The organism is Lacticaseibacillus thailandensis DSM 22698 = JCM 13996, from assembly GCF_001312865.1.
In the GTDB taxonomy this organism is placed as follows: Bacteria; Bacillota; Bacilli; order Lactobacillales; family Lactobacillaceae; genus Lacticaseibacillus; species Lacticaseibacillus thailandensis.
Genome location: NZ_BBER01000001.1, coordinates 514,864 through 529,776, shown reverse-complemented (window position 1 = coordinate 529,776; position 14,913 = coordinate 514,864). Strand labels below are relative to the sequence as shown.

8 protein-coding genes and 6 pseudogenes are annotated in these 14,913 nt (G+C 56.6%); 9 read left to right on the top strand and 5 right to left on the bottom strand.

The annotated features are described in order from the left end of the window. Positions 1–134 precede the first annotated feature (134 nt). From JCM13996_RS02595 to carB, 4 pseudogenes are all read left to right on the top strand, one after another. Positions 135–1,056, top strand: a pseudogene (locus JCM13996_RS02595) (aspartate carbamoyltransferase catalytic subunit). Then, positions 1,053–2,350 (top strand): annotated as a pseudogene (gene pyrC, locus JCM13996_RS02590) (dihydroorotase). Before JCM13996_RS02595 ends, pyrC begins: the two co-directional pseudogenes overlap by 4 nt. Next, positions 2,347–3,434, top strand: a pseudogene (locus JCM13996_RS02585) (carbamoyl phosphate synthase small subunit). The pseudogenes pyrC and JCM13996_RS02585 overlap by 4 nt, the downstream one beginning before the upstream one ends. 63 nt (positions 3,435–3,497) lie before the next feature. Next, a pseudogene (carB, locus tag JCM13996_RS02580) lies at positions 3,498–6,673 on the top strand (carbamoyl-phosphate synthase large subunit). Positions 6,674–6,749: 76 nt separating this feature from the next. On the opposite strand, the gene JCM13996_RS02575 reads toward carB, so the two are convergent. The 4 genes from JCM13996_RS02575 to JCM13996_RS02560 form a co-directional block, all read right to left on the bottom strand. After that, complete coding sequence (locus tag JCM13996_RS02575; RefSeq protein WP_054749474.1) at positions 6,750–7,133, bottom strand: periplasmic substrate-binding domain-containing protein; 384 nt, start codon at positions 7,131–7,133, stop codon at positions 6,750–6,752. A gap of 80 nt (positions 7,134–7,213) precedes the next feature. Beyond that, on the bottom strand, positions 7,214–7,651 hold the full coding sequence (locus tag JCM13996_RS12280; RefSeq protein ID WP_054749473.1) for an ABC transporter substrate-binding protein: 438 nt from the start codon (positions 7,649–7,651) through the stop codon (positions 7,214–7,216). Between the two features lie 40 nt (positions 7,652–7,691). Further along, positions 7,692–8,147 (bottom strand): ABC transporter substrate-binding protein, encoded by a 456-nt coding sequence (locus JCM13996_RS12275; RefSeq protein ID WP_054749472.1) that lies wholly within the window; start codon positions 8,145–8,147, stop codon positions 7,692–7,694. Between the two features lie 699 nt (positions 8,148–8,846). Further along, positions 8,847–9,056, bottom strand: coding sequence for a CsbD family protein (locus tag JCM13996_RS02560; RefSeq protein WP_054749471.1), 210 nt, complete (start codon positions 9,054–9,056; stop codon positions 8,847–8,849). A 794-nt stretch (positions 9,057–9,850) separates the two neighbouring features. Here JCM13996_RS02560 and JCM13996_RS12270 point away from each other — a divergent pair. The 5 genes and pseudogenes from JCM13996_RS12270 (at position 9,851) to JCM13996_RS02545 (ending at position 14,401) form a co-directional block, all read left to right on the top strand. Further along, positions 9,851–10,786: a RecQ family ATP-dependent DNA helicase gene (locus tag JCM13996_RS12270; protein WP_263848843.1), complete on the top strand. Its 936-nt coding sequence runs from the start codon at positions 9,851–9,853 to the stop codon at positions 10,784–10,786. Then, positions 10,680–11,185, top strand: a pseudogene (locus JCM13996_RS12265) (RQC domain-containing protein); the annotation flags it as partial. The gene JCM13996_RS12270 and the pseudogene JCM13996_RS12265, both read left to right, overlap by 107 nt. 136 nt (positions 11,186–11,321) lie before the next feature. Next, positions 11,322–11,540: pseudogene (locus JCM13996_RS12255) on the top strand (HRDC domain-containing protein); the annotation flags it as partial. After that, the gene (recJ, locus tag JCM13996_RS02550; protein WP_225353419.1) at positions 11,540–13,861 is read left to right on the top strand and encodes a single-stranded-DNA-specific exonuclease RecJ; all 2,322 of its coding nucleotides are present in this window, start codon (positions 11,540–11,542) and stop codon (positions 13,859–13,861) included. The pseudogene JCM13996_RS12255 and the gene recJ, both read left to right, overlap by 1 nt. Before the next feature lie 12 nt (positions 13,862–13,873). Then, on the top strand, positions 13,874–14,401 hold the full coding sequence (locus JCM13996_RS02545; RefSeq protein WP_054749470.1) for an adenine phosphoribosyltransferase: 528 nt from the start codon (positions 13,874–13,876) through the stop codon (positions 14,399–14,401). 86 nt (positions 14,402–14,487) lie between these two features. On the opposite strand, the gene JCM13996_RS02540 is transcribed toward JCM13996_RS02545, so the two are convergent. Next, entirely contained in the window at positions 14,488–14,823 is a 336-nt protein-coding gene (locus JCM13996_RS02540; RefSeq protein ID WP_054749469.1) for a hypothetical protein, read from the bottom strand. Positions 14,824–14,913: the final 90 nt, after the last annotated feature.

The window sequence follows — 14,913 nt, the reverse complement described above, 5'->3', positions numbered from 1 at the left end:
GCCTCATACCGGCGAGTAGCGCCTGTGCGGGATACCACCGCGGTACGCCACAGTTGCATTACGGTCCGGTTTGGCCCCACAACTCCTTTCAGTTCCACCAACCACCACTACCCACAGGAGGTAAGCATATGATGATGACACAACAGCGCGATTTTACCAGTATGGTGGACGTCACGCCTGACGAGGTGCACGCGCTGATTGCCCGTGCCGAAGCATACAAGGCGGGCGCACAACTGCATTTAACGCAGCCCGTGTACGTGGTCAATGCTTTTTTTTGAACATAGCACGCGCACCCATACCAGCTTCGAAATGGCTGAGACTAAGTTGGGCTTGACCCAGCTGGCGTTTAACCCGGCGGCTAGTTCCGTCAGCAAAGGTGAATCGCTTCATGACACGTTGCTCACGATGGCGGCCCTGGGCGTCAACCTGGCGGTCATTCGGCACCCGGAAGACCAGTATTATGCGCCGTTGCTAGCGGCTGGTGACCTGGACCTAGCGTTGATCAACGCGGGTGACGGGTCGGGTGAGCACCCGTCACAAAGCATGCTGGACCTCATGACCATTAGCGAAGAATTTGGTTACTTTGATGGCTTGCGGGTCGTCATTTGCGGTGACATTGCCCATTCACGGGTCGCCCGGTCGAATGCGGAAATTCTGCAGCGGTTAGGCGCCCAGGTCTTCTTTGCTGGTCCCGCCGAGTGGTATGACCACCAGTTTGACCGCCTTGGCACCTGGGTGGACCTCGATAGCATCCTGCCCACCGTCGACGTGGTGATGTTGTTACGCATTCAGCGGGAGCGTCATGATACCAACGATTTAAGTGGCGCGGCCTACCACGAGCACTACGGCTTGACGCTAAGTCGAGCCCAGCTAATGCAGCCGCACGCCATCATCATGCACCCGGGGCCAGTTAACCGGGACGTGGAACTTGCTAGTGAATTGGTCGAAGGACCACAATCACGCTACGTGCAGCAAATGCAGAACGGTGTGTTTATGCGGATGGCGATGATTGAAGCGGTGTTGCGGGCAAACCATTTGGGAGGTCTTGAGGCATGAGTTACATATTACAAAACGGTCGCGTGGTGCTGGGTAAACGGCTGGTGACCATGGACATCCGGGTAGCGGACGGGCGAATCAGCGCTATGGGGGTCCACCTACCCGTCGGTACTGAGGATCGGGTGCTTGAATGTACGGGCAAAGTCGTCACGCCAGGCCTCGTTGACCTCCACGTACACCTGCGTGATCCGGGCGCAACGGCTAAGGAAACCATCGGCACTGGCACCATGCTGCTGCCCACGGGGGCTTCACCACGGTGGGTGCAATGCCCAACGTCACACCAGTACCCGACGATGCTGATAGCGTTGCGGCTTTACGGGGGCGGAATTGTCGTGAAGGTCACGTTCGCGTGTACCAGTACGCCAGCATTACGCGCAACCGCGCAGCCGGTCAGCTCGTCGACTTTGACGCGGTTGCCCAGGCAGGCGCTTTCGCCGTGTCCAATGACGGTAGCGGCATTCAGGATGCGGCCACCATGTACGCGGCGATGCGCGGAGCCGCCAAGGCGGGATTGCCGCTGGCCGCCCACGTGGAGGATGACGGCCTGAAGAATGGCGGCGTGCTCAATGCTGGTCCTCGTGCCCAAGCCCTGGGCGTACCCGGCGTGTACCACGTGGTCGAAACGGCGCAGCTGGCACGGGATTTGGCATTAGCTCAGGCCACTGGGGTACATTACCACGTTTGTCACGTGTTGACGGCGACGGGGGTCGACTTGATTCGCCGTGCCAAAGCCGCAGGGGTCAACGTCACGGCAGAAGTTACGCCCCACCACTTGCTATTGACCGACAACGACATCCCGGATGGTCCGGATGCCGTGAACTACAAGATGAACCCACCGTTACGGACCATGCGTGATCAGCAGGCCCTGATTGCGGGGTTACTGGACGGCACCATCGACTGTATCGCTACGGACCACGCCCCCCACACGGCGGCGGAGAAGGCGCAGGGCTTGTTGCGCGCACCGAACGGCATTGTGGGTTCCGAAACGGCGTTTAGCACACTGTACACCCGCCTAGTGCGGGGGCAGGACGCACCGTTTACCCTGACCCAGTTAGTTCGGTGGATGAGTAGTGCGCCGGCCGCGGCCTTCGGGTTGCCCGTGGGCCAGTTGGTGCCAGGAGCGGCGGCGGACCTGAGCGTCTTTGATGTTGAGCACCCGTACACGGTGAAGGCGGCGGACTTTTATTCCCGCGGACACAATTCCCCATTCTTGGGCTGGACGGTCTACGGTGCTACGGTGGCCACCATCGTGGCGGGCAAGCTGGTTTATGCACGTGAGGGGGTCCAGGCATGAAGCGTTACCTAGTTTTGGCGGATGGCACGGTGTTTACCGGTGAGGCCTTTGGGGCCGCAACTAGCAAAGCCGGTGAGGTCGTGTTCAACACGGGGATGACCGGCTACCAGGAGACCATTACCGACCCATCCTATGCCGGTCAAATTATCACCTTTACCTATCCGCTCATTGGCAATTACGGCATGAACGTGGCAACCAGCGAGTCGTTAGCGCCCAGTTGTCAGGGGGTGATCGTCCGTGAGGTGGCCCGGCACCCGAGTCATTGGCACAACGAGCAAAGTTTACCCGAGTTTTTGCGGCAGCATGACATCCCCGGGCTGGCTGGCATCGATACGCGGCGGTTGACCCGTATTATCCGGGAGGAGGGCACCATGAAGGGGCTGCTGACGGATACGGTTACTGCCGATACCGTCGCACAGGTGCAACAACTGGCGTTGCCGCACGACCAGGTGCAGCAAGTGGCCATTAAGCAGGCGTACACCAGTCCCAACACGGGACGGCGCGTGGTCGTCGTCGACTTTGGGTTCAAGGACAGCATCTTACGGGAATTAGCGGCCCGGCATTTCCAAGTAACGGTGGTTCCGCCGACTACGACCGCGGCCACTATTTTGGCGTTGCATCCCGATGGGGTACTGCTATCTAACGGCCCCGGTGACCCAGAAGATGTCGGGTACGCTTTACCGATGATTCAGGCCGTTGAAATGGCACGTATTCCGCTAATGGGCATTTGTTTGGGGCACCAACTTTTTGCTTGGCTAATGGGGCCCGGACAGAAAAGCTCCGGTTTGGGCACCGCGGGTTTAACCATCCTGTTCGTGAAGTAGCTACGGGGCAGACCTTCTTTACCGCCCAGAATCATGGGTACGCGGTGGCCGCTGACTCGTTAGCCAGTACCCAGCTGATCCAAACCTACGTGGAGATCAATGACGGAACGGTCGAAGGGTTGCGTCACCGGAATCTGCCGGCGTTTTCCGTCCAATTCCATCCTGACGCGACCCCCGGCCCGCACGATGCGGTGGGGTGCTTTGATGAGTTTGCCGCGATGATTGAAAGCAGCATCCACGGTGCGGATCAGCCAGCGTGAGTTAGGTCGTGGCCACCATCGCGGTTGGTCAGTAATAAATTAATCTGCACATAGGAGGTTCACATGCCCAAACGCACAGATATTCATAAAATTATGGTTATTGGGTCGGGTCCCATCATTATCGGCCAGGCCGCAGAGTTTGACTATTCGGGGACACAGGCGTGCCTGTCGTTGCGCGAAGAAGGCTACGAAACGGTGCTCGTAAACTCCAATCCCGCCACCATCATGACTGACAAAGAAGTGGCGGATCACGTTTACATTGAACCCATTACGCTTGAGTTCGTCAGCCAGATTTTGCGCAAGGAGCGCCCTGAAGCCATCCTGCCGACGTTAGGGGGCCAACAGGGACTCAACATGGCGATGGAATTGAACCAGTCCGGAATTCTTGATGAGTTGCATATCGAGTTGTTAGGCACCAAGCTGACGGCCATTGACCAGGCCGAGGACCGGGAGCAGTTCAAAGAATTGATGCAGAAACTGGGGGAACCGGTTCCGGCTTCGCAAACGGTCTCCACAGTGCAATCGGCCCTGGACTTTGCCCAACAAATTGGTTATCCGGTCATCGTGCGGCCCGCATTTACAATGGGCGGTACTGGTGGGGGCATGTGTGCCAACTCCACTGAACTGACCGAGATTTGTGCTAATGCCCTCAAGTTGTCGCCCATTACCCAGGCGCTGATTGAAAAAAAGCATTGCGGGTTACAAAGAAATCGAATATGAAGTGATGCGGGATCATGCAGGTAACGCGCTGGTGGTTTGCAACATGGAGAACATCGACCCGGTGGGTATTCATACGGGCGATTCAATCGTCACGGCCCCCGTGCAAACGCTCTCGGACCGGGAGAACCAAATGCTGCGGGACGCCTCGTTGCGCATCATTCAGGCCCTACATATCGAGGGTGGCTGTAACGTGCAACTGGCGTTAGATCCCCACAGCGAGCACTACTTCATTATTGAAGTTAACCCCCGGGTATCCCGGTCGTCAGCGTTAGCGTCGAAGGCGACGGGGTACCCAATTGCTAAAATTGCGGCCAAAATTGCCGTGGGGTTGAACCTGGATGAAATCAAAAATCCGGTCACTAAGACTACTTATGCGGAATTTGAGCCGGCGCTGGACTACGTGGTCACCAAGATTCCGCGCTGGCCGTTCGATAAATTTAAGCAGGCCGATCGTCACTTAGGCACGCAAATGAAGGCCACGGGGGAGGTCATGGCCATCGGGCGCAACTTTGAAGAATCGCTCCTCAAAGCGGTCCGGTCGCTTGAAATTGGCCTGCCCCACCTGGACGATCCAGCGCTGGCTAACGTGAGCGAGGATGAACTGAGTGAACAATTGATTCACGCGCGGGACAACCGGTTGTTCTACCTAGCGACGGCGTTGCGCCGCGGTTACACAATTGCCGAGGTTAGTGAACTGACCGGGATTGATGAATTTTTTGTCGACAAAGTCGCCCACATTATCGCAATTGAAACGGCGTTGCGGCAACACGTTGGTGATCAGGACACGTTGTGGCTGGCTAAGCGGAATGGCTTTACCGACTGGGAGATTGGGCAACTATGGCATCAATCCGCCCACGCGATTCGCCAACAGCGCCTGGCAGCCGGGCTGCATCCAGTCTACAAGATGGTCGACACTTGCGCGGCTGAATTTGCCTCCACCACGCCGTATTTTTACGCCACATATGAGGATGAAAATGAAAGCCATCCGGATGGGCGTCCCGCGGTTTTGGTGCTGGGGTCCGGACCATCCGTATCGGCCAGGGGGTGGAGTTCGATTACGCAACCGTGCATTCCGTGCACGCCATCCAAAAAGCCGGTTATGAAGCCATCATCATGAACAACAACCCGGAAACGTGTCCACGGATTTTTCGACCGCCGATAAGCTCTACTTTGAACCGTTGACGGTTGAAGACGTGCTGAACGTGATTGATCTGGAGCAACCGGTCGGGGTTATCGTGCAGTTTGGTGGGCAGACGGCCATTAACCTGGCGGCCCCGTTGGCCCAGGCGGGCGTGAAAATTCTCGGAACCAGCGTGCAGGACCTCGACCGTGCGGAGGACCGGGACGAGTTTGATCAAATCGTCCGCGAACTGGGTATTCCGCAGCCAGCAGGCGCCACAGCCACTACGACGGCTGGGGCCTTAACCGTGGCCCACAAAATTGGGTATCCGGCCCTCATTCGGCCTAGCTACGTGTTGGGCGGCCGCGCCATGGAAATCGTCCACAACGACGCGGAACTGCAGCGCTACATGCGGACGGCGGTGCGCGTTTCCCATGAACACCCCGTATTGGTGGACCACTATCAGGCGGGGCAGGAGTGCGAAATTGACGTCATCGCGGACGGCCAGGACGTACTGATCCCTGGTATTATGGAACACATTGAACGGGCCGGGGTGCACTCTGGTGACTCAATGGCGGTTTACCCGCCACAGAATTTTAGTCAGGCGGTGATTGACCAGATTTGTCAGCGGGGGACCGAATTAGCGCAACGTCTGCACACAGTGGGGATGATGAACATTCAATTTATTGTCCACGATGAGCAGGTGGACGTCATTGAGGTCAACCCCCGGGCTAGCCGCACGGTACCATTTTTGAGTAAAGTGACGGGCATCCCCATGGCCCAGGTGGCAACCTTGGCAATTCTGGGCCAAAGCATCCGTGCTCAGGGTTTCCAGCCAGGCCTCCAGCCAACGACTGGCTTGGTGCACGTGAAGGCCCCCGTGTTCTCCTTCAACAAACTCGCGGGCGTCGATAGCTTGTTGGGTCCCGAGATGAAGTCTACTGGTGAGGTCATGGGTAGCGACACCACGCTCGACAAGGCGTTGTACAAGGCCTTTGCCGCGGCGAAGGTTAACGTACCCGATCACGGGACCGTGCTGTTTACGATTGCGGACGCGGAGAAACCCGAGGCCTTGGGATTGGCGCAGCGCTTCCACGCGTTAGGCTACTACCTCCAAGCCACGCCCGGGACTGCCCAATTTCTGACTGACCACGGTCTACCAGTCAGTGCGGTGGCCAAAATTGGCGCGGGTGACGATGACATTTTGACGCGCATCATTCGCGGTGATATTCAGGTGGTGATCAACACCGTGGGCACGAACCATGATGCGGCGGCCGATGCTTTTCGTATCCGCGAGGCGGCAGTACTCCACGGGACCCCGTTGCTGACGGCACTGGATACCGCCGACGCAATTTTGCGGGTCAAAGAGGCGCAGACCTTTACCACGCGGGCACTATAACAACAAAATAGGCATCATCACCAACGCATCATTTGACGACGCACATGGTGATGATGCCTATTCGTTTAGGGGGAGTTTACTTATTGGTGACGCCCACAAAGTCAATCAGGTTGTTAGGGCTGTAATGTAATCCCCGAATACTGGAGCGCGTCAGGTGGGCCTCACCGGCCTGATACAGGGGGATGATGCCCATGTCCCGGGTCAGGATCTGGTTGGCCTGGGTCAGATCCTGCCACCGGCGACTCACGCTGGTCACATCCGTTGTTTTAGAAGCGGCGATGAGGCGGTCGTACGTCGGGTTAGACCACTGGCCATCATTGTTGGCGTTGTGGGAGGTAAAGAGGTCTAGATAGGTAATCGCATCCGGAAAATCGGCGCCCCAGGTGGCTAGTAACACGTCAAAGTTGTGTTTACGGCCCAGGTCGAGCCGGGTTTTGGCCGGCACCGACTTTGCGCGCACCGTTACCTGCGGAAAAGTTTTGCTCCAGACACCCTGTAGGTATTCAAGGGTGTTCTTACCGGCGTCCGTGTCGTCGGCAGTCAGCGTGAAGCTGAACCGGTTAATGCCAACTTCCTTGAGCCGGTACGCATGAGGCGCTGGGCTTGCTGGCGGTCATAGGCGGTGTACTGACGTACGGCCCGGCCGGAGGAGGTGGCAAAGTCGGCACCGGTTTGACTGTTAGTAAAGAGACCTACCGGGACAACGGTGTTGATGCGCGTGGAACCGTCACTGAGCACTTTTTGCAGGTACTGGTGGCGGTTAATGGCCAGTGACAGTGCTTGACGGACCTTTTGGTTGCGGAGAGCGGGCACTTGTTGCTGGTTCATCTCCAGGAAGTATGACCGTTGGAGTTTCACCGCGTTGTAGGCCTGGTCGTTGACCATTTGTGACGCGGTATCACCGGCGATGATTGCATCGTCCAGCTTGCCCGCCTGAAACAGATTGACCGCCGTAGCCGTGTCCTTGACGACCTGCACGTGAATCTTCTTGACGTGAACACGCTGGGCGTTCCAGTAATCAGAATTTTTTTACTTCCGTCCAACTATTGCTGGCGTTGGTCCACCGTTCGAGGCGGTAGGGACCGTTAAAAGTGAGGTGGTGCGACGTGGTCCCGAATCCCGCCCCGGCTTTGCGGACAGCACTAGCCTCAATGGGGTCGAAAACGTTGAGGGTCATCAGCGGTTCAAAGTAGGGGATAACGTGGTCAAGCGTCACTTGCAGCGTGTGCTCGTCACGTGCGGTGACCCCTAACTGATTGGGCTGTGCGGCACCAGTCATGATGGCGTCCGCATTCTTGATGCCACTGAAGACATAAGCATATTCAGACTTAGTGGCGGGGTTCACGGCCCGGCGCCATGCGTACACAAAGTCGCTAGCGGTGACGGGGTGACCATCGCTCCAGCGGGCGTTGCGCCGCAAATGGAAGGTGTAGGTCTTGTGGTCAGCGCTGACGGTGGCCCGGTGCGCCGCCATGTCTGGTTGGAGCCGGTTGCATGGTAGCGGTAGAGACCCGCCATGGTGTCAGTCAAAGTTTGCATCGACACGTTATCAGGCGCTTGCGCTGGGTCCATTGAGGTGAGCACATCCCGCACCATTCGGTTAACCGTTTGTTGGTGAGATTTGGCTTGTTGCTGGCGCTTATGGCCGCACGCCGCTAGTAAAGTGACCGCGGTGAGTACGGCCATCCCAGTAAAAATCCGCTGCTTTTTCATGTACATATCCCCCAGATTATCATGAGCTGCAATTAGTATGTATCCAACGTTTAGAATACCCCATCCGTTAGTGGTTGGGTACTGGTTTGGGACGGTTGCGCACCCTTTTGGTAGTGAATGGTTGCTGCACCCAAAAACGCGTACGTTGGGGCGTACGCGTCGAGAAAAATTGTGTCTTGGTGAGACACAGAAAAATTAGAAGAAGTTAGAAGTGATTAGAAGAAGTTATTAGGGCAGGGCATCTGCTACCCTGCTGGTGCGTACCGGTGTGAGCCACCGTCCTGGTTGCCGTCCGTGGGGTGTAACGTTTCGTTAGGGTAAGTGCCTAGCCCCGGGCGTGACGTAGGTGGCGGTGTGCCCAGGCAGTTGGCGCATTGCCGGGCAACTGACCGGTCGTAGACGGGCGGTGTGGCTGATCGCGGGCTTGCGGTTTTACCATCATGGTTATACCTCCTCGGGGTTAGCGGTCGTCGTGGTCGTCAGTGACCGCGTCGACAGTGTCATTCAGCTTGCTGGCACCCTTTTCCTTCAGGTCATCGGCTTTACCGCGCGCTTTACCACGCAACTTTTGGGCCTTGCCCTTAGCTTCCAGGGTTTCGTTACCGGTCAGCTTACCGGTTTGTTCTTTAACCGTGCCGGCGACTTTGTCCTTAGCTTCCTTTGCGTCCATTGGGTCACCTCCTTTCTTGTATAACCTAATTATACGGGTGAGTATAAGGCAAATAATAGACTTGATTTTTATGACTGGACCGGAAACGGTTGCATCCGCCGTTTAAAGAACATGGGGTAACGAGTTTGCCGAAAATTGATTGGCGTTGGGCACTTATCGCCGATGGGTGCAAGCCTAGAACGCAGAGGAGTCACCAACCTTTCCACTAGTGGCTGCAAAGTTATGACACGATAATCATAACTAGCAGTTGGCGGGGTGCGCTTCAAAAATTATTTTATTTACACGGTAGATTCAGCGTTAATAGCCGTTTGAACGCCATTTTTGACGAAATTTAACGGTTAGGTAGAGAAAATTGACGGGTTGGTCTGGAGCGAGTAATTGGTATGGGCACGCACGGATTTTGTGGTCATTGGGCACGATTCAGCAGGCAATTGCTTGCCCGAGGGAAAAATGGCGTTGGTTCATCAGCAATGGTAACTAATCACGGTAGCAACACTTGGTTGCACGTAGCAGGTAGCCGGTCCGGATACCTGCCGCCCACTGTTCACATCCGGAGTTGAACACGCTGGCGGTATTGGCGCACTGCGACGTTACCCGCGGACCGCTGCTCTCTGCTACAATAGAATCCGGAAAACAAGAGGGGAGTCACAGAAGTTGAATATACAAAATGCCTTAGCGGCGTTAAAAGAGAAATTTGGGTACTCGTCCTTCCGCCCTGGGCAGGAGGAGGTTATCCAACACCTGCTGAACGGCGAAAACGCCTTGGCCGTCATGCTACTGGCGGCGGCAAATCATTGTGCTACCAGATTCCGGCTTTGCTTATGCCGGGAATCACGGTCGTGGTTTCGCCCCTAATCGCGTTAATGAAGGACCAGGTCGACGCCCTAAACCAGGAAGGAATCGCGGCCACTTACATCAACAGTTCACTGTCCTGCCCGGAGATCGACCACCGGTTTGCGATGGCTGCGCGTGGTGACGTTAAATTGCTGTACATCGCACCGGAGCGGCTCGATTCGGACCACTTTTTCAACGAACTGGCTGGGCTAAACGTTAGCATGGTCGCCGTGGACGAAGCGCACTGTATTTCGCAGTGGGGCCACGATTTTCGCCCCAGTTACCTGACGTTGACCGAAACCATCGCCCAGCTGCCGTCCCACCCCGTGGTGATTGCCCTGACGGCGACGGCAACACGCAAAGTCGCGGCGGACATTCGCGAACGGTTGAACATTCCCACCGCCAACGAGGTGAACACCGGCTTTGCCCGCGATAACTTGAGTTTTCGTGTTATCAAGGACCAAAACAAGGATACCTACCTCTTGGAGTATCTAAAACTGAACAACGATCAATCGGGAATTATCTACGCCAGCACGCGCAAAGAGGTAGAACGCCTCTATCATTTGTTAGATGCTCATGACATCTCGGTCACTTACTACCACGCCGGGCTGAGCGAAACCGAACGGGCCACCAACCAGGAAGACTGGTTGTTTGACCGGAAGCAGGTGATGGTGGCAACCAACGCGTTTGGGATGGGCATCGACAAGAGTAACGTGCGCTTCGTGATCCACGCCCAGGTCCCTGGTGACTTGGAGTCGTATTACCAGGAGGCTGGTCGTGCCGGACGGGATGGCCTGCCTAGCGAAGCAATTTTACTTTTTAAGGCCAGTGACCTACAGATCCGCCGGTTTTTTTATCGACCAGTCGGACATGGACGAAGAGTTCAAGCAAAATGAATATCGCAAACTTCACGAAATGCAGCAGTATGCCAATACGCAGGACTGCCTGCAACAGTTTATCCTGCGCTACTTTGGTCAGACCGGGACCGAGCCGTGTGGCCGGTGTGGAAACTGTCTCGACGACCGCGCGTTCCAGGACGTCACGGTGGACGCACAAAAGGTACTTAGTTGCGTCAAGCGCATGCGTGAACGCTTCGGTAAGTCGTTGGTAGCGCAAGTGCTCACGGGGGCCAAGACGGCCCGCGTCCGGGAGTTGCACCTTAATGATCTGCTACCTATGGCCTCATGAGTAGTCAGACCCAGTCTCATATTAATGAATTCATTGATTTTTTGGTGGCCAGTGGTTACCTCAACCAGGGTGGGGGTCAATACCCGACGCTGTCCGTGAGCGAACAAGGGGTGGCCGTGTTGTTAGGTCACGCTAAGGTACAACGGAAGATGGCCGTCAAGGCACCAAGACGTTGCCGGTGGCCGACGACCTCTTCCAGGCGTTACGCGAGTTGCGCACCAACTTTGCCGAACAGCAGCACGTGCTCCGTACGTGATTTTCTCCGACCAAACGTTGCGGGAGTTGGCCGCACAGCGACCGACAACGCGGGTAGCTATGCTGAGTATCCGTGGCGTCGGTCAAAACAAGTTGGACAAGTATGGCGATGCCTACTTGGAGATGCTACGTCACTGGGCGGCCGACCAGGAGGCGCCGGCGACAACAGCCAAGACGGAGCTTAACGTGGCCGGGAATATGCTATAATGTTGCGGTTAGTTGAGAAGGGATGGATGTACGTGAGCGGCAAGTACGACTGGGAATTACTACCACAGGCAGATAAAGCAACGACGCAGCAGGTGGTGCAGCAGTTGGGCGTTTCCCCACTGTTAGCCAACATCTTAATTCAGCGTGGCATTACGGATGCGGATGCCTGGGCGCGCTTTACCCAGCCGGACATTAGCCGGCTACACGACCCCATGCTGATGCACGACATGGACAAAGCCGTGGCGCGCATCACGGCGGCAGTCGAAAACGGTGAGCACATTACCATTTACGGGGATTACGACGTGGACGGCATTACCAGTGCTACCATCATGAAGGAAGCGCTGGAGAGTATTGGTGCCGATCCCGAAGTGTACATTCCGAACCGCTTTACGGATGGATATGGTCCCAATTTGGCGGCGTACCAGCGGTTGGCCGACAACGGGACCCAACTGTTGATTACGACGGATAACGGGATTGCCGGTGCGGAGCCCATTGCGTGGGCGATGCAGCACGGAATGGACGTGGTCGTCACCGACCACCATGAACTTGCGCCCCAGTTACCTGAGGCGGTGGCGGTGGTCCACCCCCGGTACCCCGGGAGCAAGTACCCCTTTGGTCAACTGAGTGGTGCGGGCGTGGCGCTGAAAGTGGCGACTGCCTTGCTCGGGGAGGTGCCCGTTGAGAGTATCGATTTAGCTGCTTTAGGGGCCGTCGCCGACGTGGTGAGCCTGACCGATGAGAACCGCATCTTTGTCCAGGTGGGCTTGCAGATGATGCGGACCAATCCGCGGGTCGGACTGGCCGCATTGATGACGGCTGCGGGTGTCGATCCCGCGACGGTCAACGAAACCACCATTGGGTTCGCTCTGGCGCCACGGCTAAACGCAATCGGTCGTATGGGTGACGCCACGGAGGGGGTCACGTTGTTATCCACCTTTGATGAGGCGGAGGCCAAACTACTAGCCGGTAAGATCAACCAGACCAACTCCGAGCGGCAAGCGTTGGTCAAGTCGATTTATGCCACGGCGCTCGACATGGCACAAGACGATGCTCACCGGGATCAAGCCGCACTGGTGTTAGCACACCATGATTGGCACGAAGGGGTGCTGGGCATCGTCGCCAGCCGAATCGTTGAAGATACCGGGAAGCCGACCGTGGTGCTCAACATTGATTCAGAAACTGGTATTGCCAAGGGTAGTGCCCGGTCCGTTGCCGGTTACAATTTGTTTGACGGGTTAAACGCTAGTCGTGACCTCATGACTCACTTTGGGGGTCACGCGATGGCCGCTGGGTTGAGTCTCCCCGTGGACAACGTGGCGCCATTGCAGCAGGCGTTGGCCGCTGACGCTAGCAAAGTCTTGGCCGGTGTGAGTGCCGCGCCGTTACCAATTACCGCGCAGGTCGACGTCAGCGACTTGACGATGGATACTTACCAGGAGCTGCGCCAGTTAGCACCGTTTGGTGAGGGCAACCCCGAACCAACCTTCGCGTTAAATACCAGTACGGTCGATAGCGTCGCGCAAATGGGGGCTGATAATAGCCACCTGCGTTTTCGTGTCGGCGGTAGCGTGCGCGCCGTAGACTTTGGCGCCGGGAACCTCGCGGCGAGCCTGAGCGCGGCCCAGAAGGTCAAAATTGCGTTTCACCTAAATACCAACACGTACAAGGGCAACACGTCGTTGCAACTGCTGGTGGTGGATATGCAACTGCAAAGTGACCAGGTTATTGATTTGCGTATGCCACAGCTGACCCAGGATCAGGTAGCAGGGGCGCACACTTATGTCTTCTTTAACCCCCGGTTAGCGCGGCAATTGACGCAACGGCTACAGTTTGGCGGTCCGACCGTCATGGCGCCACAAGTAGCGGCAGGGAGCACGAACGTGGTGTTAGTTGACCTGCCGTCCTCTGAGAAGGAACTGGCCGCGGTGATCCAACGCGTCCAACTGCCGGTGGGGGCACTGTTCTTTGCCCCCGCCAAGGAGGTGCTGGCAGTACCGACCCGGAATGAGTTTGCCAGCGTGCTCCGTTATTTGGGAGCGCATCCCCGCTTTGACAAACACCGGTTGCCACTAGTGGCGCGAGCGACACACCTGGCAATCAGCCAAGTTATTTTCGCCGTACAGGTGTTTTTGCAGCTGAAATTTGTTACTATAGACGACGGTGTTTTCATTTCGACAGTACCGCACCCGCAAAAGCAAGCCTTAGAGGATGCGCCAGTCTACCAGCAGCGCGTTGCGCAGTTGGGGTTAGCGCGGCGGTTACGCACAGCGTCCCGCGCCGATTTGCGCGCTACGTTGTTGCGGTACCGACAAGAATTGTGAGGATTCAAGCATATGAGCATTAATTTTAAGGATTACATTGCCAGCGTTCAGGATTTTCCTGAACCCGGCATTATTTTTCGGGATATCTCGCCCCTAATGGCGGATGGTAAAGCTTATGCGGCGGCAACCGACGCGATTGCTGACTTTGCCCGTGAACGCAAAGTGGACATGATTGCGGGCCCTGAAGCGCGCGGATTCATCGTGGGGTGCCCCGTGGCCTACAAGCTCGGTGTGGGGTTTGCAGCGGCCCGCAAGAAGGGTAAGTTGCCCCGTGCAACGGTTAGTGCCAGCTACCAATTGGAGTATGATACGGCGACCCTGTACCTGCACAAGGACGCTATTCAGCCGGGTCAGCGGGTGCTGGTTTGCGATGACCTGTTGGCGACGGGTGGGACCATTGCCGCCACGATCGACTTAGTTGAGCGACTGGGCGGCATCGTGGTCGGGACCGCGTTCATCGTGGAACTGACGGACCTGCACGGCCGCGATAAGATTAAGAATTACGATATGCTCGCGCTGACACAGTACGAGGGCGCCTAGATTGTTGGTGCAACACAAAAGGCCGTGCAATGAAAGCACGGCCTTTTGTGTCCGCCACAACAATAGCGATGAATATGTGGCTCCCACTAATCACGGTGCCGGATACGGGCAGGGGCGGGAACCGGTGGTTGAATGGCTACAAAGGCTACCACGGGGGTGACCACCATCGCAAGGGCGGTAGCGCCAACTAGCCACGGAGCAAGTGCGCTAAATTGGCGCGTAACCCCGGAACTAATGCTGAGCTTGACGTTACGCTCGCTGGGAGTCGCGTTACCAGTCGCTTTGTTGACTGGTGTGGCGTTGGTGCTAAACTCCACATGACTGATGAACGCATTGCCACCACGAGTGGCCACCAACGTGATCCCCGCTGCAGCGACTAACGCAAGCAAAATTGCAACCACGATATGTTTAATTCTGACCATATGAAAACGCCTCCAGTTGTTCCGGGATTAGTATATCATGGAAGCGGTTACGGGTGAAGGCGCTTAGCCGAAATCCTTGCATTTTCCAGC